This window comes from Robertmurraya mesotrionivorans, from assembly GCF_050971805.1.
Classification (GTDB): Bacteria; Bacillota; Bacilli; order Bacillales; family Cytobacillaceae; genus Robertmurraya_A.
The window spans coordinates 38,293-64,018 of the sequence record NZ_JBPCCH010000013.1 but is presented as its reverse complement, the minus strand read 5'-3'; the positions used below and the strand labels follow the sequence as shown (position 1 = coordinate 64,018).

Genomic DNA, 25,726 nt, shown 5'->3' with positions numbered 1-25,726 from the left:
TGAAATAAAAAAAGGCAAGCCAACAGTCAACAAATTTGGCTTGCTTTCGTTTTATTTGTATAAGAATATTTTTAAGTTATCTTTATTATCAATGGTTGCAAGAAGAACATCACTTACCTTGGTTTGATATGAACTTTCTAAATTCGAGGTGATCCATTCTTTACTTTTCCCCATTTCCTTTAATTCAGAAGTAAGTATGGTACCTTCCTTAATAATGGTCCTAGGGTGTTCGAAAGGCTCTGTTTTTATTCCTAACGTTGAAGGGGTAACGGGTTGGTATTGAGGATCTAAGAAAAATGATATTTTTCCATCTGCTTCCCAAGTAGCGAGAACTACTTTCTTCACATCATCAACTTGTCCTTCGCGCAATTCTTCAAGTAAAACATCTAGGGATATTCTCGCCTTTTTTAACCCTTCATACAGGATTTTACCGTCTTTTACAATCGTAACGGGAGGGGCATTCACTAGTCTTCTAAACCATGGCCATTTCAGAAGCATATATACCCCAGAAATATATAAAACCATTAATACAGCTGTGGTTATCATCGACCCTTTTAGTCCAAGATGTTGATCGGATAACGGATGGGCAATAATATTTCCAATAACCAAAGCAACAACAAAATCAAGTAGCCGTAATTGAGATATTGATCGTTGAGTTAATAATTTAGCTACAATCAATAGAAAAATAAAACCTACAACGGCTCGAAGAACCCACTCCATGCTAGTAAGGGTTTCTTGACTTTGGTAAAAATCCATCATGTACTACACACCCTTTATTCCAATGAATAAATGTTAGTTTACCTATAAGAAGACTGAAATAATCTTAAAATTGTATGGATTACATTCAAATTGTGATTCAAATCCTCTTTTTTATTTTTTCAGGGCTGTATGATGAATTCAGTTGAAAAACACTTTTCAAGAATACTAGGAGGAATAAATAGATGAATAAAGTGATGGTAGCGAAAGATACGTATTGGGTTGGAAAGATTGATGATCGAGAAGTTCCATTTCACCGTTTAATACTTGGAAAAGGGACGACATATAATGCCTACTTGCTAAAGACTGCCAAGCCTACGGTTATTGATACGGTAGATATGCAGTTTGGTAGAGAGTTTGTTGAATACTTAAGTGAGTTAATCAATCCTGAGGAAATCCAATATATCATTATTAATCATACCGAACCAGATCATTCAGGTGGACTAGCAGCACTAGCTAGCAGAGCACCACATGCGACGATTGTCTGTACGGCTCCTGCTGTAAATGAACTAAAGGAAATGTACAAACTTCACAGCAGGAATTTCTTAGTCGTAAAAGATGGAGACACATTGGATATCGGAGGAAAAACACTGAAATTTAAAGAAACTCCTTACCTGCATACAGAAGAAACGATGATAACATACTGTATCGAAGATAAAGTTTTATACCCTTGTGATATCTTTAGCACACATGTGGCTAGTAATACTCTTTTTGCAGATGAAGCAGGCTTTGATATTACAGAGGATTTCATTGGGTACTACAATGCAATTATTCATCCACATCGAAGATACGTACGAACATTAATTGAAGCCTTAGATGATTTGGATGTGAAAATGATTGCTCCGTCTCATGGCTATATTTTGCGAAAGGATATCCAAAAGTATATTGATTTGTATGCAACGCTGAGTGCAGATACGGTTGATGATAAAAAAGCAACTATTGTGTACACAAGTCTAAGAAACAATACAAAAAAGGTAGCTGAGAGTATCAAGAGAATATTAGAAGAAAATCAAATTAATGTCTCCATCTTTAATGCAGACAAGTCCGAAAAGAGCGATATTCTTGCAAGTATTCAAGAAGCTGATGCTGTATTTATTGGTAGTTCAACAAAGTATGCAGATATGATTGGAAATCTTGAAGAGGTGCTTAAAGACTTAAAGGAAATGAATCTTGAAGGGAAGATTGCAACTGCTTTTGGTTCCTATGGTTGGAGTGGAGAAGCGATTGAAGTCATTCAAGATTATTTACATGAAACAAATATGAATGTTCAAAGCACATCTCACGTCATCAAAACAACAGGTATGACTCATGTAGAGTTTCCGGTAAGAGTAAGATTCTCACCAAATGATGAACAATTGAAAAAAATTGAACATTCAACAACATTTGTTGCCGATTTACTATTAAGCGCGATTTAAGAAAAGGTAGGTGAAGAAATGATGAAACATTATTGTATTATTGGAACAGGTGTGGCAGCTGTGAATGCAGCTAAGGCCATAAGAGACGTAGATAAAGAGTCCCGAATCTCCATATTTGGAGCAGAAAAGTCACTTCCATATAATAGAATTAAATTATCAAAAGAATTATTCTCGGACTTAAGAAGTGAAAAAGTTCTAATCAAAAAAGAGAAGTGGTATGAGACGCAAAATATCCGAACATACCCGAATACAAAAATTGTAAGTATCAATACTGTAGAGCAGCAACTTCTTACAGAAACAGGTGATACGATTTCGTACGATAAACTTCTCCTATGCACAGGGGCAAAAAACAGAAGACTTCCGGTTAATGGAGTGGATAGAAGAGGAGTTTTTACCATTAGAGAAATGCATGAAGCAGAAGACTTCAAAGCATTCAGTGAAGATAAAGCGAGTGTTGTGAACATCGGCGGAGGTATACAAGGACTAGAAACAGCATGGTCAATTTTACAGGCTGGGAAAAAGGTTTCCATTGTAGAGGTTGCTCCAAGGTTAATGGCTAGGCAGCTAGATGAAAAGACTAGCACACTACTAAAAAGTAAAATAGAAGAAGCTGGTGTGGATATTTACTTAAATGCCTCTATTAAAGAGATTTTTGGTCACGATCAAGTAGAAGGAATTATCTTAAATGATCAGAGAGTATCATGCGACAGTGTTATTTACTCAATTGGAGTCGTACCGAATCTTGATCTCGTAGAAAATACCCCTATTCAAACAAATAGAGGAATCATCGTAAATGAAAGGATGGAGACAAACCTACCGAATGTGTATGCAGCAGGTGATGTGACCGAGCTAAATGGTGAGGTAGAGGGCTTATGGGGCAGGGCAATGGATCAAGGAAAAGTTGCTGGAAAAAATATGGCGTCGGCTACTGAATGGTATGAGAAAACCACTCCATTTACTGTATTTAATGCCTTCGGTTTATCATTATTTTCTATAGGTGTAGTGGATGAAGGTCTATGTGATACAACCATCATTGATGAGGATGGAGCTGACAAATATACGAGGATTTTTATTAAAGAAGAGAAAATAGTAGGTGTAATCTCTCTTGAAGGTATTGTTGCTTCCACTCCTTATAAAATGGCAATTGAAAAGAAGACTTCCCTGAACGGAATTTCATTAGATACTGTTTCGGTGAGAGAATTAATGAGTTTGGTAAAGGAAAGGCTGTCACAACCAGCTTAACACCAAGGAGGAAACTAGAATGAAAAAGTATATATGCTTACCATGTGGATATATTTACGACCCAGCAAAAGGGGATCCTGATGAGTGCGTAGAACCAGGAACACCGTTTGAAGAGCTGCCAGAAGATTGGGTATGTCCAGTATGTGGGGAAGATACTGATCAATTCGTAGTGGTAGAGGAATAAAGCAAAGATCGCAGCTATCCATTAGCTGTGGTCTTTTTTAATAGAAGTGATGTAAAGCACAAAATCAAAAAAGGGCTTATGGTATATTTTTATGAGATTCATTATCAATAGAAATAAATAATATAGGTGATGATTATGAGGGAAATGAGTTGTAGTCATGATAAAATGCTTGGACCTTGTCCAAAAAAAGTACCAATCTTTGGAGCATTATCTGAAGAAGAAATCCTAAAAGTTGCAAAGATGGCCAAGCATACACATTTCAAAAAGGGACAATTGCTTTTACATGAAGGAGAGAAATCTGACCGATTATTTATTGTGAACAAAGGCCAAGTCAAGGTTTCTAAATTTACTATAGATGGAAAAGAACAGATTTTATATCTTTTGACAAGTGGGGAGTTCTTTGGTGAGCTGCATCTTTTCAATAATGAAGAAGTGAATAATTTCAGTGTTTATGCCATTGCAGATACGGAGATTTGTATTATTACAAAAGATGATATTGACCGAATCATGGAAGCAAATCCAGAAATCTCTATAAAACTAGTAAAAGCTTTGACAAAAAGATTAGCACATACAGAAACGCTCGTACAGAACTTAGCAACCAAGGATCCTGAAGTACGGATTGCTCATATGATTCTAGAATTTTGTCAAAAGTTTGGAATAAAGAAAAGCGACGGAATTCTCATAGATCTTCCGATAACAAGAGAAGAAGTGGCAAGCTATGTAGGGGTAACGAGAGAAACAATTAGTCGTAAATTCAGTAAGTTTGAGAGTCTAGGTTTAATTTCTCAACAAGGAAATAAAAAGCTATTAGTAAAAGAGTATCTAACCTTAAAAGAATATGTAGAGTAGAAATCTAAAACACAATGTATGAATCATTGTGTTTTTTTACTTTCGAGTACTTGTATATACTAATTTGTGGAAAGTTCTAGAAAGTGGTATTAGAGCTTAATAAAAATGTGTACTAGTCGATAAAAAACTAAGATGGCTTTCAAGCTACTAATGAATGAGAGTAAAGGAGGGGAACACATGAGAAAACAACTACGTAAGAAAAGTATTGCAACATCAATGATCTCTTTTATTATCCCCGTAGTTATTATTGTTCTTATTGTAATATCTACGATTGGTTATACATTTTCGAAGAATATCATCGCAAACCAATTGGATAATCAGATGGCAACTAAGCTACAAGAAACGGTACAAACGATTGAAAATATTTTAGAAACGGAAAAAGGCCTTACTAAGAGTATGGCCAAGACGGTAGAATCCCATTCTGATTTATTAAATGAGAGTGATTATGATGAAATGTTACTAAATTATATTCCGATGTACGAAGAAACATTTGGAATGGGTGTTTGGTTCGCTCCATCTGCCTTTAAGGGGAAAGAGAAGTATGCACCGTTTGCTTATAAAAATGGAGGCAGCGTGGTTACAGACGACTCGTATACAACAGGTGACCTTGATATTTGGTCAACCGAGTGGTACCAAGTTGGTTCGCAATCTGAGGGAGGTTGGACTAAGGCGTATGTTGATCCATCAACCAATGTTTCTATGGTAACGGCGGCATATCCTATCCAACAATCAGATAATCAGCTTGGTGTTGTGACGGTAGATATGGATATTAGTAGTATTCAAAAGTTAATAAACGATTTAAAAATTGATTATGAAGGTAAAGCTTTGTTAGTGGAGGATGAAGGTGTTTATTTAGGTGGTGTAGAGGAAGAGCGTCTAACTACTGAAAACATTAAAGAAAGTGTTAATCAGTCTTTTATTAGAGCTGCTGGTAAGATGCTGGAGACTGAAAAGGGAAAAACAGAATACACGGTAAATGACGAGAAGTATCTATTTTATTATGCAACGATTCCCGATACTAAATGGAAAATTGGTATCAGTGTTAGTGAAACGAAACTATTTAAAAACTTAAATACATTGTTTTATATTTTTGTCGTTACCGGCTTCGTTTCTATTGCAGTTGTAACTATATTAATAGTGATTTATTCCAATCGAATGGGAAAAACAGCGAAGAAATATAGTCAAATTGCGGAACTTGTTGCAGAAGGACATCTAGTAAATGAATTTGAGGAAAAAGAACTGAAAAGAAAAGATGAGCTAGGCGATATTGGAAGAGCTCTTTTGACCATGCAGAATAATCTTACTGATGTAATTAAGAACTTCCAGACGAATGCCTTGAGCATCGATGACCATGCACAAAATTTATCATCCTTTTCTGAAGAGATGAGTGCAACTTCTGAGAACGTGGCTCTTGCTATATCAGACGTGGCGGAAGGGGCATCAGAGCAATTTGAAAAATTAAGAAATGTAAATACAATCATAAATCGATTTGGTGCAGACTTGGATTCTGTGAACCAGTCCATTAATGAGGTGGATGCTTCTACCGGCTCTATCATGGGTATGGCGAATGAAAGTAGTGAAGAAATGGGACGTATGATCAAATCCTTTGAGGCATTAAATGAAACTTTCATGGGATTAATTCAACAAGTAAAATCAGTTGAAATGAATATACGCCAAGTGAATGAAATGACAGAAATCATTAATGCCATTTCCGATCAAACAAACTTGCTAGCATTAAATGCAGCGATTGAGGCAGCTAGAGCTGGAGAATCTGGAAAAGGATTTGCGGTAGTGGCGAATGAAATTAGAAAATTAGCTGAAAAGAGTAGAGAATCCTCAGAGAGGATAGATACGATTATAAAGGGAGTATCAGTAGACACTGGAAAAATGGTAGGTTCTACAGAAGAAGTGAATAACGAAATGTTATTACAAAGAGCGCAGCTAGATGCTACCATCCATTCCTTTGAAGAAATCATACACGCGGTTGAGAGGATTACTCCGAAAATCAAAGAAACGAAGGAATCGTCAGGAAAAATACAAAGAGATAAAGATGAAATTCTTTCAGAAATCGATAAAGCTGGATCCATTGCTGAGAATGTAGCAGCATCTGCCGAAGAGATTGCCGCTTCAGCGGAAGAAATGTCATCATCGACAGAAGAAGTAGCGGCTTCTGCAGGAAGCTTAGGTGGAATGACGAATGAAATGAGAGAAAAGATACAATTCTTTAAAATGAGATCATAGACTTATATAAATGCAGCTCCTTTGGGGGACTGCATTTTTTTTGTGCAGGTTAAAAATATTTCAATATATTTCACGCACATTACAGATATTTCAGATATTCCCCTTCCAAAATTAAACAGATTTCAAATTCAATAGAGAAAAAGCACGTTTTTATGAAAACGTACGTCATCCATATATCCCCATTTCTCTAAATAAAACCGAGTCGTTAATTTCAAATAATTTACTATTCTTAGCTAAAACGGCTCTTTTTTTCCTTATAAAAATTAAAGCCATCTCTCTATAGCCTTTTATCTTTATTTCGTTATGATGATAAGGGTTATGGATGTAGTATCCAGAAAAAGGAAGTAATATTACTAATCCATAGACAATAGAAAAAGGAGTTGGAGAATATGGTTGGCTTTTTAGAGGCGAAGAGAAAGCTCACTATACGACTAAGTCTCATTTTTACATTAGTTGTAAGTATGGTAGCTGTTCCATTAACCACATTAGCTGAAGGGACGTTTCCATGGATGGACAAGAGTCTTTCTGCTGAGGAACGGGCTAATTTGTTAGTCGAGGCAATGACACTTGAGGACAAAGTAGATTTTATCACTGGTAATGTGAACAATTACTATGGTTTTTATAATGAGGGAATGGAGAAGTATGGAATTCCTGCCCTGCAAATGGCTGATGGGCCGACCGGGGTTCGAATTGCTAATCCGGAAATACAAAATAAGCAATCTACTGCTTTACCTTCAAATATTGGATTAGCAGCTACTTGGAATACGGAAACTGCTAAGAAATATGGAGATTTAATTGGAAATGAAGCATTTAATACCACACATAACGTATTGTTAGGGCCTGGATTAGATATTGCTAGAAATGCGTTTGGAGCAAGAAACTTTGAATCACTGGGAGAAGACCCATATTTGCAATCACAAATGGCTACAAACTATGTGAATGCGATTCATGAAAATAATGTACTAGTTACAGCAAAACACTATCTATTAAACAACCAAGAAAAGGATCGCTTTACAGCTGATTCACAGGCTAGTGAGCGAGCAATTAATGAAATCTATGCAAAACCGTTCGCGAGTGTCATTGAAAACGCTGGTTTAGGAAGTGTCATGTGTTCCTTTAACCAAGTAAATAGTGTATATGCTTGTGAAAATGAGGATCTTTTAACAAACTTATTAAGAGGAAACTTGAATTTTGATGGCTTTGTTATGAGTGATTACGGGGCAAATGTAAGTACAACAGAATCGATTAATGCTGGACTTGATCTAGAAACACCTGGAGAGCCGTTTGGTTTATGGGGTGACGATTTATTACAAGCGGTGAATAACGGAGAAGTTAGTGTAGATACGATCAATCAAAGTACGTATCGCATTTTATATCAAATGTTTGATAAAGGATTATTCGATAATCCTACACAAAACAATCAAATAGATGTAGCAGCACACGGAGCTATCGCTCGACAAATTGCTGCTGAAGCAATGGTATTGCTACAAAATAATGGAGATGTGTTGCCATTAAATACGGAAAAACTTGATTCAATTGCAGTCATTGGACCTGATGCTGATACGGCATCTGCTGCTGGTGGTGGAAGCTCACTTGTAAATCCTACGTATACGGTCACTCCGCTTGAAGGAATTACGAAGCGTGCTGGTGATAAGGTGAAGGTTGAGTATGCAGCTGGAACGGATCCAATTAGTGCGGGAGATATTCTTCCAGGGCCAAATGCAGTGCCATCTGCATTTTTATTACCATCTGCTGATGCATCCGAAAACGGATTAAAAGCAGAGTACTGGTCAAATAAAAATATGGAAGGCAACCCTGTATTTGAGCATACAGCTAAGCAAGTAAACTTAAATCTAGGATTTTATAATTATGAAGGCTTTAATGCTCAGTCTTCGAAATTAGATAAACTTCCTACAAACTTAAACGGCATGATGTCTGCAAGATATACAGGAGTTATCCAGGTACCGAAGTCTGGTGAGTACAAGCTTTCAACAACTAGCTATGGTTCTAGTAAAGTATATATTGATGGAAAGCTCGTTATAGACAATGCTGGAGCAAAGCTTGCTACAGTTGAAGAAACGGTGATTTTAGAAGCAGGTAAAAACTATGACGTGAAAATTGAATATAAAACGGATTATGCGAAGGCAACTGGAAATGACAATGGCGGTCAATTACGCTTTGGCTGGGAAGCGGCTGAAGATGTGGTAGATGATAATATGGCTAAAGCAGTTGAACTAGCGAAAAAATCAGATGTAGCAGTGATTGTAACAAGAACGTATGATAGCGAAGGGTATGTGGATCGTTCTGATATGGAACTTCCGAATAACCAGGAACAACTGATTAAAGAAGTAGCAAAAGTGAACAAAAACGTGGTAGTTGTGAATGAAAGTGGAACAGCTATTGAAATGGGAGATTGGAAGGATCAAGTACCTTCAATTGTCCAAGCATGGTACCCAGGACAAGAACAAGGGAACGCCATTGCCGATGTACTATTCGGAGATGTAAATCCATCGGGTAAATTACCGGTTACCTTCCCAGTAGATGAAGATTCAACACCAGTTTCTTCAGAAGAGCAATATCCAGGAATTAACGAAGTAACTAAATATACGGAAGGAATTTTCGTTGGATACCGTGGCTTTGAAAAAGCGGATATTGATGCGGCGTTCTCCTTCGGTCATGGATTATCTTATACAGACTTTGGCTATAAGAATTTAAAAACAAAGGTAAATTCATCGAAGAAAACGGAAGAACCATCGATTGAAGTCTCGTTAAATGTAAGGAATACTGGAGATGTAGCAGGTTCAGAGGTTGTTCAGGTGTATACTGGTGAATTGCCGACGGATGTTGAAACAGCTCCAAAACAATTAGCAGGATTCCAAAAGCTTGAATTAATGCCAGGTAAACAAAGTGGTGTAACAATTCAGCTTGATGCAAAAGCATTATCTTATTATGACGAAGAGAAAAATGAATGGGTGATGCCTTCTGGTGAGGTACCTATCTACGTTGGTAGCTCTTCTACGGATATTCGCTTGAAAGGCAGTATCACCATATCAAAAGAAATTAGTCAGCAATTTAATCAAGCAACGAATGCTGACTCAGATAAAAACGAATTATCTAAAGCAAACTCAAACAAGTCAAATGAAAATAAGCTGAAGCATGAAAAGCAAAGTGAAAAAAACAGTAAGGATAATCAGGCAAGAAGATAATCCTATTAATTTTCCCCCACAAGTTCGTTATGTGCTTGTGGGGATTTTTTTGAAAATAAGTTTGTTGGTTGGTTTAAATATGTGCGAAATAAAACCAAAGAGGTGACAAATATGAACTACAATCACAAAATTATACTTCTAGTCTTTCTATTTTTGTTATTAGGTGGTATTAGCACGTTCTCAATTTTTAAGGAAAGAGCAGAGAACCGAGAGTCATCGGTGGAACGGAATGAGGCTTCTATCTGGCTAACAACGGGTGATCAAAAGAACCTTCTTACTCAAAAATCTCCACTACCATTTTCGAAAATAAAAGAAAAAAATATCCAAACCATCACGATCGACCGTGAAACAAAATACCAAACGATGGATGGGTTTGGGGCTGCGATAACCGGTTCTTCGGCCTATTTAATAAATAATAAATTAAACCAATCGTCTAAGGAGATGCTTCTAAAGGACTTGTTTTCAGCAAATGGTATTCATATCAGTTATGTAAGACATTCAATTGGAGGATCTGATTTTTCAGTTGATGATAAAGGAAATGCGAGCAGCTACACGTATGCGGATGAAGAGGATATTAGTTTAAGTCGCTTTTCGGTGGATAAAGATCAAGAGGTTATCAATGTCCTACTGGAGGCTCGAAGCCAAAACCAGAATCTGAAGATCATGGGAACACCATGGACCGCACCATCATGGATGAAATACGGAGAAAAAACATTTAATGGTTGGTACCTTGACTATACGACAGAGGAAACATACAAAGCCTACGCAGACTATTTCGTTCGTTATATAAAATCATATGAAGAAAAAGGGCTTCCGATTGATAGTATTACTATTCAAAATGAGCCAGACTTTACGTCACCTAATTATCCAACGATGAGTATGAGCGCGGAAGAACAAGCTGTGTTTATTGGAAAATACTTAGGTCCGGCACTTGAATCGAACAAGATCGATACAAAAATTATTGCCTATGATCATAACTGGGAGGGGGCTTCCGAATTTATTTCTACAGTGCTTCAACATGAGGACGCGAACAAATATACAGAGGGAGCTGCGTTTCATTGTTATAAAGGAACACCGGAATCTATGACTCGAGTACATGCCAATTTCCCTGATAAACATATTTATCTATCTGAGTGCAGTGGTGGTGAATGGAGCGAGGATTTTGGGGATAATTTAAGTTGGCAAATGTCCAATTTGATTATTGGAGGTCCAAGAAACTGGGCGAAGAGTGTGTTGATGTGGAATATGGCACTAGATGAAAAAGGAGGGCCAACCAATGGAGGTTGTGAAAATTGCCGTGGGGTTGTCACGATTAATCAGGAAACTGGGAAAGTGACGATGAATGTTGAATACTATTCAATCGGGCACGCAAGTAAATTCGTTCAAGCTGGAGCGATAAGAATTGCTTCAACAAGCTTTCCTGGAATCATTGAGACGATTGCCTATGAAAACCTTGATCATTCTACTGTACTTATCGCCTTAAATCCTAGTGATAATGAAACAAGGTTTCAAGTTAATGATAGAGGTTCATTTTTTACGTATACTCTTCCTCCTAAAAGTGCGGTTACTTTTATATGGGAAATGAAATAGGTTGAGATAAATAGTAGGGGAATTTATGTGTAAGTTACCTATATTATGGGAAGTTTAAAAAATAAAAAAGGAAAATGATATGATAGGTCTGATTATTGCCATTATACTTTTTAATCTTATTGCCTTTAAAACGAATAAAAGATTGACTGCTAATCAAATTGTACATATTTGGGTGTTTACAATTGCATTTCAGGTGGGCTTTGATCTTTTTGTAGAATTTAAATATCATGGATATTGGTATTTTAATAAAGGTATTGATTGGGTAGGTCTCCTTCCACATACTGTGCTTATTCCACCAGTTAATATGATGTTTCTGAACTGGTTTCCTTTTAAAAAATCGGTTTGGAAAAGATTCATTTATATTTTCTTTTGGGTAATTGGAATTCTAATCTATGAATCGATAACCTTGCTTCCCGAACCTTGGGGATATTTTCACTATGGTTGGTGGAAGCTGTGGCATGCAGCGATTGTGGACCCAGTATTACTCCTAATTTTGCTAGGATATTATAATTGGGTTCGTAAGTTAGAGTCTCAACTATTTGATAATACTATTCAAAAGTAAAATGCTCTTTGTTAAGGGCATTTTTTATTTTAAGGTTTTCTTAAGGTTTGTCTTGAATAATTACTGAAATTTGAGTGAAGTAATTAGGAGAAGGTGTATTATGAAATCTAGGTGGTCCGTTTGGTTAGAAAGAACAGATATTTACCGTTGGTTATTTGGTGCAACGGTTATTCTTTATTTTTTTAGTGGTGACTACATATCCAAGCAAACAATCAGAAGGATCTACTTATCAAATAGTAGGTTCATAATGTGTTAAATTAAATTGATCAACATATCACAAAAATATTCTTGACCAACTAAAAGAATACTGTTAGAATTACAAATTATTGTACGATAATAGCTTTGGAGTTTGTTGAAAGCAACAAATCTAGGCTGTAAATAAAATAATTAAGCGAGCTATGATTGTTATGGGTCAAACTATAACAGGAGCGGCTTCTGGAGAGATCGCGTATTGCGACGCCGAAGGGTTCACAATCTCAGGCAAAAGGACAGAAGAGTAAAGATACTATTTGGTATGATTGGAAGAGTAAGTAAGTCTCTTTTATCATTTTACCATGTGTATTTGTTATTCTGACGTTTTAAGAGATTGGGGGGAACTCCAGTCTCTTTTTTTATGGCTATTATTCTTACAATAATTATTAGAGAGAAAACGGAGGAATTTCAAGTGGCACAGCATGAGTTAAAAAGGGAACTGAAAAATCGTCACGTACAACTAATCGCAATTGGTGGAACGATTGGTACCGGCTTATTTTTAGGTTCAGGAAAAGCAATTTCATTAGCAGGTCCCTCAATCATCTTAGCTTATTTAATAGTGGGTATAGCAACCTTTTTTGTTATGAGAGCATTAGGGGAGCTTTTGTTATCGAATGCAGGTTATCAATCGTTTACCGATTTTGCAGTGGATTATATTGGGCCATGGGCAGGCTTTGTAACAGGGTGGACGTACTGGTTCTGTTGGATTATGACGGCGATGGCCGATATTATTGCGGTAGGAATGTATGTGCAGTATTGGTTCGATATTCCGCAATGGGTACCAGCACTCATCTGTTTAATCATTTTATTAGGATTGAATCTATTAACAGTAAAGCTTTTTGGAGAATTAGAATTTTGGTTTGCTATTATTAAGGTTATAACGATTCTTGCTTTAATTGTTATTGGGGTTGTTTTACTAGTTATTGGATTTAAAACAGAGGCAGGAACGGTGTCTGTACAAAATTTATGGCAACACGGAGGGTTTTTCCCGAATGGAATTAGCGGCTTTTTGTTTTCTTTCCAAATGGTCGTATTTGCTTTTGTTGGAGTAGAGTTGGTTGGTGTATCAGCTGCAGAAACAGCTAATCCAAAGAAAAATATTCCTTCAGCGATAAACAAAATTCCTTTAAGAATTCTGTTCTTTTATGTAGGTGCTCTAATTGTTCTGCTTTCTATTAATCCATGGAACCAGTTGAATGCAGATACAAGTCCTTTTGTTAAGACCTTTAGTTTAGTTGGTATTCCCGTTGCAGCTGGAATCATTAACTTTGTCGTATTAACGTCTGCTGCATCTGCGAGTAATAGTGGATTATTCTCTACAAGCCGTATTATGTATAACTTAGGACGTCAAAATGGTGGAACGGGTATGCTTTCAAAATTAAACAAAAATGCAGTGCCAAGTAATGCACTACTTATTTCAACGGTCATTGTTTCTGTGGGGACACTTTTAAGTAAACTCATCCCCGAGCAAGCCTTTGGAATTGTGACAACCATAAGTGCCATTTGTTTCATTTGGGTGTGGAGCATTATATTAATCTCTCATATTAGATATAAGAAAACTCGTCCTGATTTACATCAAAAATCAGTATTTAAAGCTCCTCTAACACCATTTATTAATTATGTTGTACTAGCACTTTTTGGGTTTATTTTACTTGTGATGCTTATTTCAGAATCCACTCGTTCAGCATTAATGTTGACACCATTATGGTTTGTTTTATTATTTGTTTTGTATTTCTTTAAAAGTAAGAGAACAAAACATCTTTAATTTATGAATAAAATCTAAAGTAACTAGATCAAATTCTGGTTACTTTATTTTATTTTAGAACATATATCTATTTATTTACAGTATAGTTATAAAGAACTATAATAATAGTATTAATTGCCAATTATATTAAGAATAGTAAATAATTTACATAGTGAGTAGGGGAATATATGTGGTTGCTTTACTTCTCATTAGGTTTACTAGTAGGTCTAATGAATTTGCCGGTTTACAGGAAAGTAGAGCGGAAGAAATGGATAGAATATCAGCGAGATTTAGAATATCGAATTAATCATGACTCATTAACGGGAATATATAATAGAGATTTTTTCGAATCAGAGTGTACCGTGTTGAATGAGGATAAGAACTCGTCTGTGGCTATTCTTGTTTGTGATTTAGATGATCTAAAGGCGACGAACGATACATATGGACACAAACAAGGCGATGAACTAATTAAAAACGCAGCGCGGGTACTCCAAGAATTTTCTTCGGAAACCATTACGGTCGCAAGATTAGGTGGAGACGAATTTGTCTTACTCGTTAAAGAAATAGCAAAAGGAGAGTCTAAACAGCTTGTTTCCCAAATATTGAATAGGATCCAAGAGTATAATACTAGCTCCTTAAATTTAGAGATTAAACTATCTATTGGATGTGCTTTTTCTCAAAATTCGATTGGACAAATGACTAGACTATTCGCTCAAGCTGATCAAAATATGTATTCAAATAAGAATGAAAGAAAGCTACTTACATGTGTAAAATAGGGACCCTTTGTCGAAAGACAAAGGGTCCCTATTTTCGGGTGCATAAGACACCCAAGTGCCAATTCCAACGAGTCCTGTCCGAAAAACCCCTGGATTCGGACTCCCAAGTGCCAATTCCAACGAGTCCTGTCCGAAAAACCCCTGGATTCGGACTCCCAAGTGCCAATTCCAACGAGTCCTGTCCGAAAAACCCCTGGATTCGGACTCCCAAGTGCCAATTCCAACGAGTCCTGTCCGAAAAACCCCTGGATTCGGACTCCCAAGTGCCAATTCCAACGAGTCCTGTCCGAAAAACCCCTGGATTCGGACACCCAGGCGCCAATTCCAACGAGTCCTGTCCGAATAACCCTTGGATTCGGACTCCCAAGTGCCAATTCCAACGAGTCCTGTCCGAATAACCCTTGCAGTCAGACGATCAAAGGCAATCAACCTAATGTTGTTTCTTATAATCTTTTTCAACTATGTACAACATAAAAACTGAAGTTTAGGTGAATTTAATATTAAAACTGCTAAATAGGAGAAATTTATGCAAAACCTAGGGAAGATACTACTACCAAGACAATTATTTCTATTGCTAGTCCTATCAACTGGTTTGCTTAACCATGTCATACTCATTCCAAATTTATTGACAGCTGCCGGGAGGGATAGTTGGTTAAGTGTGATTGTTGCTTACCCGATTGCCATAATTTTTCTTTGGTTAATTTTTTACATCATAAAAAACAGCCCAAATGAGGGGTTTTTTCATATGGTCCGAAACCGATTTGGACGCACTTTTTCTTATTTATTACTAGCTCCTGTTTTTTTATTTTTATTTATTAGCTCTTATGTAACCTTTAGAGACTTGATGATCTGGTTAAGTGCCTATTTTCTCGCTGAAGCACCTATCATGATAATCAATATCGTATTAATTATTGTGTGCTGCATCATTACACTATCTGGTGTAAAAACGATGGCTATAGCAAGTGGACTATTGTTACCTATTGTGGTATTGCTAGGATTTTTTATTGCATTAACTAATACGAGCTTTAAGGACCCAAGCCTTCTATTCCCTGTATTAACAGATGGATATATTCCTTTATTTAGAGGAACAATCTATGTTCTTGCGGGACTGTTAGAACTATATATTGTGGTTTTGATACAACCTTTCTCACAAGAACCTATTACATTTAAGCAACTACTGATAGTAATGACCGTATTAACCGGATTAATTTTTGGCCCACTCTCAGCTTCCATCATGGAATTTGGTGTAGTTGAGTCAGTGAAACATCGCTATCCAGCCTATGAACAGTGGAGAGTATTAAATATTGGTGAATACATCTCAAATCTAGACTTCTTTGCTCTGTACCAATGGTTAAGTGGTGCACTTATAAGAATTGGATTATTTATGTACCTCTTAGGACATTCTTTATCACGAAAAAGGGCTGAGTATCGGCTGAATCCTAAAATTGTAGGTATGATGTATCTCTTATTATTAGGAGTTTCTTTGATAAAGTTTGAATCATTCACTTTCTATCAAATCATTTATCTATATGTCTTACCCATAACTCTAGCTTTTTTTCTACTACAGATTTTACTATCAGCTTTTATTATTTTTGTCTTAAAGAAGAGGGATAAACAACATGAGAAGGAAAATGAATTCGGATCCAGTTCTTCATAAAACATCAAAGGATAAAACAAGCCTGATCTCAGAGAAGCTGAAGAAAAGTGAAGATCTATTATGTAAGGAACATGGTCAAAAAGCTGAGAAATTTAAGTTTATCTTTTTTGAATCGATAGTTGATAGCCAATATTTAGATCAATATATATTACCAAGAATAAGCGGTCACGAGAAAGACATAGTGAAAGCGAAATTAACTTCCTTGTTTCAGGCGGAAGATGTGACTGATAAATCAATTGATGATTTGTTACAACTTTTGTTCGAAGGATATGTGCTATTTGATTTTCAAAGTGAGTTATTAAGTATTCAAGCGAGTGATTTTCCAAAAAGACAGCCTGAGGAATCAGCGCTTGAAACCTCCATTAGAGGACCAAAGGATGGTTTTGTTGAGGATTTAAAGACAAACATTTCATTAGTTCGTCGGAGACTCAATACTTCTTCTTTATGTGTCGAAAAATATACAATTGGCACAAGAAGCAATACAAAAGTAGTCCTTATGTATATAGAAGATATTATAGACAAAAGGGTACTTGAAGAGGTTCATACACGACTAGACAAGATAGAGATTGATGTATTGACGAGTATTTACGATTTGGAATCATTGATTCGTGATCGACCGTATTCAATTCTACCCAGTTTGGACTATACGGGCCGGCCAGACTTTATCGTTCAGGCTTTGATTCAAGGTCGATTTGCTCTCTTAGTTGAAGGAAATCCAACTGTCTCCATTGCTCCAACCAACTTATTATTACAAACCAAATCTCCTGAAGACCAGTATATTAGCTATACGTATGTAACGATGGAAAGAATTATGAGGATGTTAGGAGTGACGGTGTCAGGATTTTTACCTGGAATTTGGATTGCTTTTTCAGCTTTTAACATTGAGCAGATTCCGTACTTACTTGTAGCAACGATATCTATTTCACGTTTTGGATTGCCCTTATCTGCACCAATTGAAATGTTTGTTATCTTATTTTTGTTCGAGTTATTTAATGAAGCAGGAGTAAGGTTGCCACGAGCAATTGGACAAACGGTAGCAGTCCTTGGAGGCTTAATTGTGGGAGATGCAGCCATCAGAGCAGGCTTAACTTCTCCCACGATGCTTGTAGTTGCTGCGATTACATATATTTCGTCCTTTACCTTAGTGAATCAATCATTAAGTTCAGCAATTACAATCATCAGATTTGGGATACTTATTTTAAGTACTTTTTTTGGATTATTTGGTGTCATTATTGGCTATATATTAACCGTTATTTATTTGTCAACCATTACTTCCTTTGGTTCTCCATATCTAGGAGCGGTAGCCCCTGTGTCATTAAAAGAGGCGATTAAGTCCTTTTTAAAAGCACCTACTCAGTATTACAAAACAAGAACATCCTCCACGAGTCCTAATGACAAGACAAGAGGTGGAGATTGATCATGAAAAGAAGTTGGTTTATCTGTATCATAGGCTGTCTTCTGCTAACAAGCTGTTCAGGGTTAAAAAATATTCAAGACTTAACCTATATTGTAGCCATTGGACTTGATTATAATGAGGAAACCAAGGAATACACCGCCTATCTACAAGGGTTGAATTTTGCAAGTGTGGCAAAGCAGGAAGGGGGAAAACCTACTGAACCGATCCCTATCTTTGTGGCATCGGCTAAAGGTGAAACCCTCAACTTGGCAGTGAGCAATCTTTATAAAATGTCTGAGCCTCCCTTGTTTTTTGGGCATGTAAAGACACTGATACTTACTCAAGCGATTGTTGAGAACAAGTTTAATGAGGTAATTAAAGAAATTGGTAGAAATCGATCCCTGAGGCCAACACTTCGCATTATTTCTACATCAGAGGATATGCAAGATCTTCTAAATGTAAAGGCCTTATTTAATTATCCTGCTGTGTACACTGTACTATATAAGAAGAATCAATACGAAATAGCACAGGATGAGATTAGACCGACAATGTTAATGTTTTTCTTAAGAGAGTTTCATGAGCCTATGGGGATGGCGAAGATTCCTACTGTGAGTATTGATAAAGAAAGTTGGAAGGCAGATGAACCATATCCTATCTTATACTTTAGTGGATATTCGGTGTTTCAACAACAAAAGTACATTCAAACCTTTCCTTTTAAAGATGCGGTTTATCTTAATTGGTTAAGAGAAAAACATGTGGCGTTAAATCAAAAAGTAGAAGAGGATGGACAATTAATTGCTGTCTTAAAGCTATCTACTCCGAAGGTTCAAGTCTTGTATGAAGATAATTTAAGCGCACCTGTGTTCTCTCTAAACATCTCAGTGGAAGCTGATCTTTTAGAAAAATTAAAAGAGGTTCCTATCAAAAAGGTAAAGGATATTATTCAGAAAGATGTCGAATCGAAAGTAACCGAGCTTTATCTTAATGGTGTTGAAAAGAGATTAGATGTTCTCAATGTAGGAGAAAGATGGTACAGAGCAAATCCAAAAAAATATCAAGAAATTAAGACCTCTAACCGTTTTTACTTAGATAAAAACTCGTTAAAGGATGTGAAAGTCTCTGTTAGAATTCTCCATTATAATAGTTACAAATATGAGAATGAGGAATAGAATAAAGTTCACCAATAAGTGGAGAGGGAGAGGCACTTTGCCAAGGAGGCAAAGTGTCTTTTCTTTTGTTGCATTCACATAGATTTTTCAACCAATTTTAGAATTATCAAAAAAGTATGTCAGATTTTGTGCCAGAATAGTACATTCTGTCTTTTTTTATATACTATAATCGGTTCATCTATTAAACAACTTTGTTCAAATTTTAAGAGTTTAAACAATTTTGAACACAATTGTTTAAGTTTACAAAATGAAGGAGTGTATGATATGGAATTAATTATGAGAAATATGTTCCAATCACTTGGGAAGAATCCATCAGCAAACAAGCTAGCGAAAAAATATGGATTACGTTTAGGAGCTACCCGGTTTGTTGCTGGAGATACCATTAAGACAGCAATCAATGCGGTGAAAAAACTAAATGCTGAAGGGAAGGTTGCTACATTAGATCACTTAGGGGAGTTTGTTTTTACGGAGGAAGAAGCGAATGAATCGGCAAGTATGTGTATTGCTACATTAGATGCGATTGCACAGTCCTCAGTACAATCTAATCTATCATTAAAAATGACATCACTAGGATTGGATATTAGTAGAGACCTATGTGTGGCAAATATGAAGAGAATCCTAGATAGAGCAAAAATGTATGGTAACTTTGTTCGGATTGATATGGAGGATTATGCTCATGCCCAAGTGACTGTTGATATTTTTAAAGAGTTAAAGGAGATTTATGGCGATCATGTAGGTCTTGTCATACAGGCTTACTTATACCGTTCGGACAACGATATAAAAGAAATGGATGCGTGTAAGGCAAACTTACGTTTAGTAAAAGGCGCCTACAAAGAATCACCTGAAGTTGCCTTTCCAGAAAAAGTAGAAGTAGATGCAAATTTTATTAAGTGCATTGAAACCCATCTATTAAATGGTAATTACACAGCTATTGCGACGCATGATCCGAAGGTAATTGCTCAAACGAAAGAAATGGTGAAAAAATTTAATATCTCAAAGAACTTATTTGAATTCCAAATGCTTTATGGAATTTGTGTGGATCTTCAAAATCAATTAGTAAAAGAAGGATATAAAGTTCGGGTCTATGTCCCATACGGAATTGACTGGTTTGGTTACTTTATGAGACGTCTAGCAGAGAGACCTGCGAATGTATGGTTTGTTCTGAAAAACTTTTTCAAATAAGAGATTTAAAGCAATATATTAAAAAACTAAAGGGGTAATGTATATGTCAACTACACTAGCAATTTCACCATTTAAAAATGAACCATTTACAGACTTTCATGTTAAGGAAAATAAACTGGCAATGCAAACAGCTTTACAAAAAGTTAAGGCGGAGTTAGGTAGAAAATATCCACTATATATTGGAACAGATGAAGTTTACACGGAGGAACAAATTACTTCATTTAATCCAGGAAACGTTAATGAAATCATTGGCTATGTTAGTAAAGGTTCGACCGAATTAGCAGAGAAGGCCATGTCCGTTGCATTAGATAAATTTGAAACATGGAAAAAGGTGTCTCCAACCGAGCGTGCAGACTATTTATTCCGAGCAGCTGCTTTAATGCGTGAACGTAAACACGAGTTCTCAGCTGCATTGATTTTAGAGTCAGGAAAGAATTGGGCAGAAGCAGACGCTGATACAGCAGAAGCAATTGATTTTTTAGAGTTTTACGCTCGTGAAATGATTCGACTAAGTGAAACAGATATACATCAGCCATTAACAAAAATCGATGGTGATGACAATCATATTAGTTATATTCCACTAGGTGTTGGAATTGTAATCTCTCCGTTTAACTTTCCACTAGCAATTATGGCTGGAACTACTGTGGCAGGCATCGTAGCAGGAAACTGTGTAATCTTAAAGCCAGCTGATAACACACCAATAATAGCGGCAAAGTTTGTGCAATTACTAAAGGAAGTAGGTTTACCTGAGGGGGTAGTTAACTTCTTGCCGGGAGATGCATTAGAGGTAGGAGAGTATTTAGTTGAACATCCCCAAACTCGATTTATTTCCTTTACAGGTTCTCGTGAAGTGGGCTGCAGGATTTATGAGTGTGCGTCAAAAGTGCAGCCAGGACAAATTTGGCTAAAGCGTGTTATTGCAGAAATGGGTGGAAAGGATGGAGTTGTCGTTGATGAAACAGCTGATCTGGATGCTGCAGCAAAAGGAATTGTTGCTTCTGCCTTTGGTTTCCAAGGTCAAAAATGCTCAGCAGGCTCTCGGGCAATCATCGTGGACTCCGTTTATGATGAAGTGGTAGAAAAAGTAGTCGCCCTAACAAAGCAACTAGAAATTGGTTTGCCAGAAGAAAATGCAGCCATTGGTCCCGTCATTGATCAAAAGTCGTTTGATAAAGTGACAAAGTACATCGAGATTGGTAACGAAGAAGGAAAGCTGCTTACTGGAGGTTCAAAGGGAGAAGGAAATGGTTTTTACATCAAACCAACGGTATTTGCTGATGTAGATCCGAAGGCACGAATCATGCAGGAGGAAATCTTCGGACCAGTTCTGGCCATCTGTAAAGCGTCTAATTGGGAGGATGCAATCCGTATTTATAATGATACAGACTATGGTTTAACTGGAGCTTTCTTTTCGCAAATTGAGGAGAGAATTGATTATGCGTTGAATACTATGCATTGCGGAAACCTCTATATTAACAAGAAGTGTACAGGTGCTCTTGTAGGGGTACATCCTTTTGGAGGATTTAATATGTCAGGTACGGATTCAAAAGCAGGAGGCTACGATTACTTGTTATTATTCACGCAAGCAAAAATGACTTCTAGAAAAATAAACTAATGAAATTCTTAATACATTATGCAATATGATCTATGGGAAGAGTTAAATAAGGGGGATGCAGTTTTGGACATTCAGTTAATCTTTTCTATTGGGATATATATGGTTGGGATGTTGCTCATTGGCTATTTTGCCTATAAAAGAACTTCCAATGTTTCGGACTATATGTTGGGGGGGAGAACACTCGGGCCGGCGGTAACAGCCTTAAGTGCAGGTGCCTCCGACATGAGTGGCTGGTTATTGATGGGTCTGCCAGGAGCAATGTATTCTCAAGGGTTAAGTGCCACATGGATTGCTATCGGCTTAACAATAGGTGCTTACTTAAATTGGTTGTATGTAGCACCAAGGTTACGTACCTTTACAGAATTAGCTAATAATTCAATGACCATCCCTGCGTTTCTAGAAAATCGATTTGGGGATACTTCCAATCTACTTCGCTTAATGTCTGGAATTGTCATCATTGTATTCTTTACATTTTATGTTTCCTCTGGGATCGTTTCTGGTGGAGTGCTATTTGAGACGACGTTTAACTTAGATTATCATGTAGGATTGTGGATTATTACAGCAGTTGTAGTTGCCTATACTCTATTTGGTGGATTTTTAGCAGTAAGCTGGACAGATTTTGTTCAAGGACTTATTATGTTTACCGCATTAGTATTAGTACCAACCGTAACGGTAATGAAGGTTGGCGGACTTGGACCAACATTTAACGAAATAAATGCTATTGATCCGACCCTTTTTAATATATTTAAAGGAACAAGTTTACTAGGAATTATTTCGCTTATGGCATGGGGTCTTGGATATTTTGGTCAGCCTCATATTATTGTTCGGTTTATGGCTATATCCTCGGCAAAAGAAATAAAAAAAGCAAGAAAAATAGGAATGGGCTGGATGATCATTTCAGTTGTAGGAGCAATGATCACTGGCTTTATCGGCCTAGCTTATTTTTCAAAAGAGGGATTGCCGTTAAATGATCCTGAAACGGTCTTTATTAAATTAAGTGAGATCCTATTTCACCCAATAATCACTGGTTTCTTACTTGCTGCTCTGTTAGCAGCTGTTATGAGTACCATTTCTTCTCAGTTATTAGTAACTGCCAGCTCATTAGGAGAAGACATCTATAAGACCTTCTTCCGAAGAGCAGCATCCGATAAGGAATTGTTGTTTGTTAGCCGGTTAGCGGTTTTAATTGTTGCAGTAGTAGCAGTTGCCCTTGCATTTAATAAAACAGGTACCATTTTATCTTTGGTAGGCTATGCTTGGGCTGGGTTTGGGGCAGCCTTTGGACCAGTCATCCTTATGAGCCTTTACTGGAAACGTATGAATAAATGGGGTGCTTTTGCAGGTATGTTAACGGGAACTATTACGGTTATTATTTGGGCTAGTATCCCCGTTTTAAAGAATACCCTATATGAAATTGTACCTGGTTTCTTGGCTTGCACCACTGCAATAGTAGTGATTAGCCTATTAACACCAGCTCCATCTAGTGCATTAAACAAAACGTTTGAAAAATATAAACAAATTGCTTAGTGAAAATGAAGGGGAAAAATTATGACGGTTAAGCCAATAGTATTAGAAGCTAACTCCGAACAGGTAAATGTGCTAGATCGTACACAAAGCATCATTAGACAGGCACTAGAAAAAATGAATTATAGTCAAGAAGTCTTTGAGTTATTAAAGGAGCCATTGCGATTATTAACGGTAAGAATACCTATTAAAATGGACGATGGAACAGTGAAGGTCTTTACGGGGTACCGTGCTCAACATAATGACTCAGTAGGTTCCACAAAAGGGGGAATTCGATTTCATCCTGATGTGACAATTGAAGAGGTAAAAGCACTTTCAATTTGCATGAGCATCAAGTGTGGAATTACTGGTCTACCTTATGGGGGAGGAAAAGGTGGAATCCAATGTGACCCCAGAGAAATGAGCTTCGCTGAACTCGAACGGTTAAGTAGAGGGTACGTTCGAGCAATTAGCCAAATTGTAGGGCCAACAAAGGACATTCCTGCCCCCGATGTTTTCACTAATTCACAAATAATGTCATGGATGATGGATGAATATAGTCATATTCGTGAATTTGATTCACCTGCATTTATAACTGGTAAACCTCTCGTCTTAGGAGGATCTGTTGGAAGAGAGTCTTCAACAGCAAAAGGAGTAACGATTGTTTTAAAAGAAGCGGTAAGAATGGCGGGTATTTCTTTAGAAGGGGCAAAAATCAACATTCAAGGGTTCGGTAATGCGGGAAGTTTTTTAGCAAAGTTTCTATATGATGAAGGTGCAATTATCACTGGGATCTCCGATGCTTATGGAGCCATCTACGATTCTAAGGGGTTGGATATAGATTATTTGCTTGATAGCAGAGATTCTTTTGGAACGGTAACAACCATATTTTCCAATCGAATGACAAATCAAGAGTTGTTAGAAATGCCTTGTGATATACTTATTCCCGCTGCGATTGCCAATCAAATTACAGACGAGAATGCCCAAAATATACAGGCGAAAATTGTTGTGGAAGCAGCTAACGGTCCGACCACCATTCGTGCCACTGAAATACTTTCAAATAAAGGAGTAATTATTGTTCCTGATGTACTTGCTAATGCGGGAGGGGTTATTGTTTCTTACTTTGAATGGGTCCAAAACAACCAAGGGTATTATTGGTCTGAAGAAGAGGTAGAAGCAAAATTAAAAAGATTACTAATCTCATCCTTTAATAAAGTACATGAAACATCAGTCAAATTACATGTGAATATGAGATTAGCAGCTTATATAGTAGGATTGCAAAGAATGGTTGAGGCCTGTAAATTCAGGGGTTGGATATAACAAAGGAATTAGATATAAAAACTGCTACCTAGTGGGAGCAGTTTTTCGTTTAATTAGTAACAATAATAAGCGGGAAGGGAATTAATACTACAATGAAATATAAAATAGGTTTACGGACAGTAAAAACGGCTATTGCAGTTTCTTTAGCGATTACAATTAGTCAATTTTTTGAATTAGATTTTTATGCTACTTGTGCTATTATAACCATTTTATGTGTTCAAACATCAAAGAAAAAATCCTTAAATAGTGCCTCTTCACGCTTCTTTGCTTGTATGCTTTCAATCCCATTTACGTACATCTTCTTTGAAGGGTTAGGATTCTATCCAGTTGCAATAGGCCTACTTTTATTATTCTTTATTCCTACCACCGTCCTTTTTAAAATTAATGAAGGGGTTGTCACGAGTTCTGTGATTATCTTACATATATATACCTCAGGAAGTATTGCTATCCCAGTAATATTAAATGAAGTGGCGTTAGTAATCATTGGGATTGGTTCTGCATTATTCGTAAATGTGTATATGCCTAGCCTAGATAGAAAACTAATAGTAAAACAAGTAGAAGTTGAGAATAAGTTCCAACACCTTTTGATTGAGATTGCAGAGTTTTTACGAACAAATAAGAAACTTTGGACAGAAAGAGAGATTATAGAAACGGTGGACATAATTAAAGAAGCCAAGACTCTTGCTTTTACGGATGTGGAAAATAATTTCTTTAAAAAGGAAGATTACTATTATCGCTATTTTACTATCCGAGAGAAACAAATAGATTTGTTAGTAAGAATGCTCCCTACTTTAGAACTGGTGCATCCAATGATTGAACAACGGTATATCTTCGCAGATTTCCTAGACTATATGGCATCCTACTTTTATACAGATAGAATAGACCAATCGTATCTAGAAAGGTTAAAAAGGGTAGAAGAGGATTTCAGAAGAGTGCCTCCGCCAGAAAACTGGGAAACGTTTGAAGCAAGAGCACATTTGCTAATGGTTGTACGTGAATTCGAGTATTATTTATCTATAATGAACAAGTTAAAGTTTAACCGAAAAAAACTGGTGTTTAATTAGACT

Annotated in this window: 20 protein-coding genes and 1 riboswitch; of the genes, 19 read left to right on the top strand and 1 reads right to left on the bottom strand. The window is 36.7% G+C overall.

Annotation, left to right across the window (positions count from 1 at the left end; genetic code table 11):
* Positions 1–51 precede the first annotated feature (51 nt).
* On the bottom strand, positions 52–756 hold the full coding sequence (locus ACRX5O_RS18025; protein ID WP_433907266.1) for a DUF421 domain-containing protein: 705 nt from the start codon (positions 754–756) through the stop codon (positions 52–54).
* Positions 757–941: 185 nt separating this feature from the next.
* On the opposite strand from ACRX5O_RS18025, the gene ACRX5O_RS18020 reads away from it, so the two are divergent.
* The 19 genes from ACRX5O_RS18020 to ACRX5O_RS17930 all read left to right on the top strand — a co-directional run bounded on the left by ACRX5O_RS18020 (position 942) and on the right by ACRX5O_RS17930 (position 25,723).
* Positions 942–2,171 (top strand): FprA family A-type flavoprotein, encoded by a 1,230-nt coding sequence (locus ACRX5O_RS18020; RefSeq protein ID WP_433907212.1) that lies wholly within the window; start codon positions 942–944, stop codon positions 2,169–2,171.
* An 18-nt stretch (positions 2,172–2,189) separates the two neighbouring features.
* Positions 2,190–3,413 carry an NAD(P)/FAD-dependent oxidoreductase gene (locus tag ACRX5O_RS18015; protein WP_433907211.1) on the top strand — a complete coding sequence of 408 codons (1,224 nt, stop codon included), beginning with the start codon at positions 2,190–2,192 and terminating at the stop codon, positions 3,411–3,413.
* Between the two features lie 19 nt (positions 3,414–3,432).
* On the top strand, positions 3,433–3,597 hold the full coding sequence (gene rd / locus ACRX5O_RS18010; protein ID WP_433907210.1) for a rubredoxin: 165 nt from the start codon (positions 3,433–3,435) through the stop codon (positions 3,595–3,597).
* A gap of 144 nt (positions 3,598–3,741) precedes the next feature.
* On the top strand, positions 3,742–4,446 hold the full coding sequence (locus ACRX5O_RS18005; RefSeq protein ID WP_433907265.1) for a Crp/Fnr family transcriptional regulator: 705 nt from the start codon (positions 3,742–3,744) through the stop codon (positions 4,444–4,446).
* Positions 4,447–4,623: 177 nt separating this feature from the next.
* Positions 4,624–6,687: a methyl-accepting chemotaxis protein gene (locus tag ACRX5O_RS18000; protein WP_433907209.1), complete on the top strand. Its 2,064-nt coding sequence runs from the start codon at positions 4,624–4,626 to the stop codon at positions 6,685–6,687.
* 389 nt (positions 6,688–7,076) lie between these two features.
* Positions 7,077–9,893, top strand: a complete 2,817-nt coding sequence (locus ACRX5O_RS17995; RefSeq protein WP_433907208.1) for a beta-glucosidase — start codon at positions 7,077–7,079, stop codon at positions 9,891–9,893.
* Positions 9,894–10,004: 111 nt separating this feature from the next.
* Positions 10,005–11,483, top strand: a complete 1,479-nt coding sequence (locus ACRX5O_RS17990; RefSeq protein WP_433907207.1) for a glycoside hydrolase family 30 protein — start codon at positions 10,005–10,007, stop codon at positions 11,481–11,483.
* Between the two features lie 79 nt (positions 11,484–11,562).
* The gene (locus tag ACRX5O_RS17985; RefSeq protein WP_433907206.1) at positions 11,563–12,045 is read left to right on the top strand and encodes a hypothetical protein; all 483 of its coding nucleotides are present in this window, start codon (positions 11,563–11,565) and stop codon (positions 12,043–12,045) included.
* A gap of 100 nt (positions 12,046–12,145) precedes the next feature.
* The gene (locus ACRX5O_RS17980; protein WP_433907205.1) at positions 12,146–12,301 is read left to right on the top strand and encodes a hypothetical protein; all 156 of its coding nucleotides are present in this window, start codon (positions 12,146–12,148) and stop codon (positions 12,299–12,301) included.
* Positions 12,302–12,470: 169 nt separating this feature from the next.
* Positions 12,471–12,547: riboswitch (glycine riboswitch) on the top strand.
* A gap of 162 nt (positions 12,548–12,709) precedes the next feature.
* Positions 12,710–14,062 (top strand): amino acid permease, encoded by a 1,353-nt coding sequence (locus ACRX5O_RS17975; protein ID WP_433907204.1) that lies wholly within the window; start codon positions 12,710–12,712, stop codon positions 14,060–14,062.
* Positions 14,063–14,229: 167 nt separating this feature from the next.
* Positions 14,230–14,817, top strand: coding sequence for a GGDEF domain-containing protein (locus ACRX5O_RS17970; RefSeq protein WP_433907203.1), 588 nt, complete (start codon positions 14,230–14,232; stop codon positions 14,815–14,817).
* Between the two features lie 526 nt (positions 14,818–15,343).
* Positions 15,344–16,474 carry an endospore germination permease gene (locus tag ACRX5O_RS17965; RefSeq protein ID WP_433907202.1) on the top strand — a complete coding sequence of 377 codons (1,131 nt, stop codon included), beginning with the start codon at positions 15,344–15,346 and terminating at the stop codon, positions 16,472–16,474.
* Entirely contained in the window at positions 16,437–17,891 is a 1,455-nt protein-coding gene (locus ACRX5O_RS17960) for a spore germination protein (protein ID WP_433907201.1), read from the top strand. Before ACRX5O_RS17965 ends, ACRX5O_RS17960 begins: the two co-directional genes overlap by 38 nt.
* A 2-nt stretch (positions 17,892–17,893) precedes the next feature.
* Positions 17,894–19,039 (top strand): Ger(x)C family spore germination protein, encoded by a 1,146-nt coding sequence (locus tag ACRX5O_RS17955; protein WP_433907200.1) that lies wholly within the window; start codon positions 17,894–17,896, stop codon positions 19,037–19,039.
* Positions 19,040–19,303: 264 nt separating this feature from the next.
* On the top strand, positions 19,304–20,221 hold the full coding sequence (locus ACRX5O_RS17950) for a proline dehydrogenase family protein (protein ID WP_433907199.1): 918 nt from the start codon (positions 19,304–19,306) through the stop codon (positions 20,219–20,221).
* Between the two features lie 43 nt (positions 20,222–20,264).
* A complete protein-coding gene (gene pruA, locus ACRX5O_RS17945) occupies positions 20,265–21,836 on the top strand; it encodes an L-glutamate gamma-semialdehyde dehydrogenase (protein WP_433907198.1) in 1,572 nt (523 codons plus the stop codon).
* 63 nt (positions 21,837–21,899) lie between these two features.
* Positions 21,900–23,363, top strand: a complete 1,464-nt coding sequence (gene putP / locus ACRX5O_RS17940) for a sodium/proline symporter PutP (protein ID WP_433907197.1) — start codon at positions 21,900–21,902, stop codon at positions 23,361–23,363.
* Between the two features lie 21 nt (positions 23,364–23,384).
* Positions 23,385–24,659 (top strand): Glu/Leu/Phe/Val family dehydrogenase, encoded by a 1,275-nt coding sequence (locus tag ACRX5O_RS17935; RefSeq protein ID WP_433907196.1) that lies wholly within the window; start codon positions 23,385–23,387, stop codon positions 24,657–24,659.
* 92 nt (positions 24,660–24,751) lie between these two features.
* Positions 24,752–25,723 carry an aromatic acid exporter family protein gene (locus tag ACRX5O_RS17930; protein WP_433907195.1) on the top strand — a complete coding sequence of 324 codons (972 nt, stop codon included), beginning with the start codon at positions 24,752–24,754 and terminating at the stop codon, positions 25,721–25,723.
* The last annotated feature ends 3 nt before the right edge of the window (positions 25,724–25,726 follow it).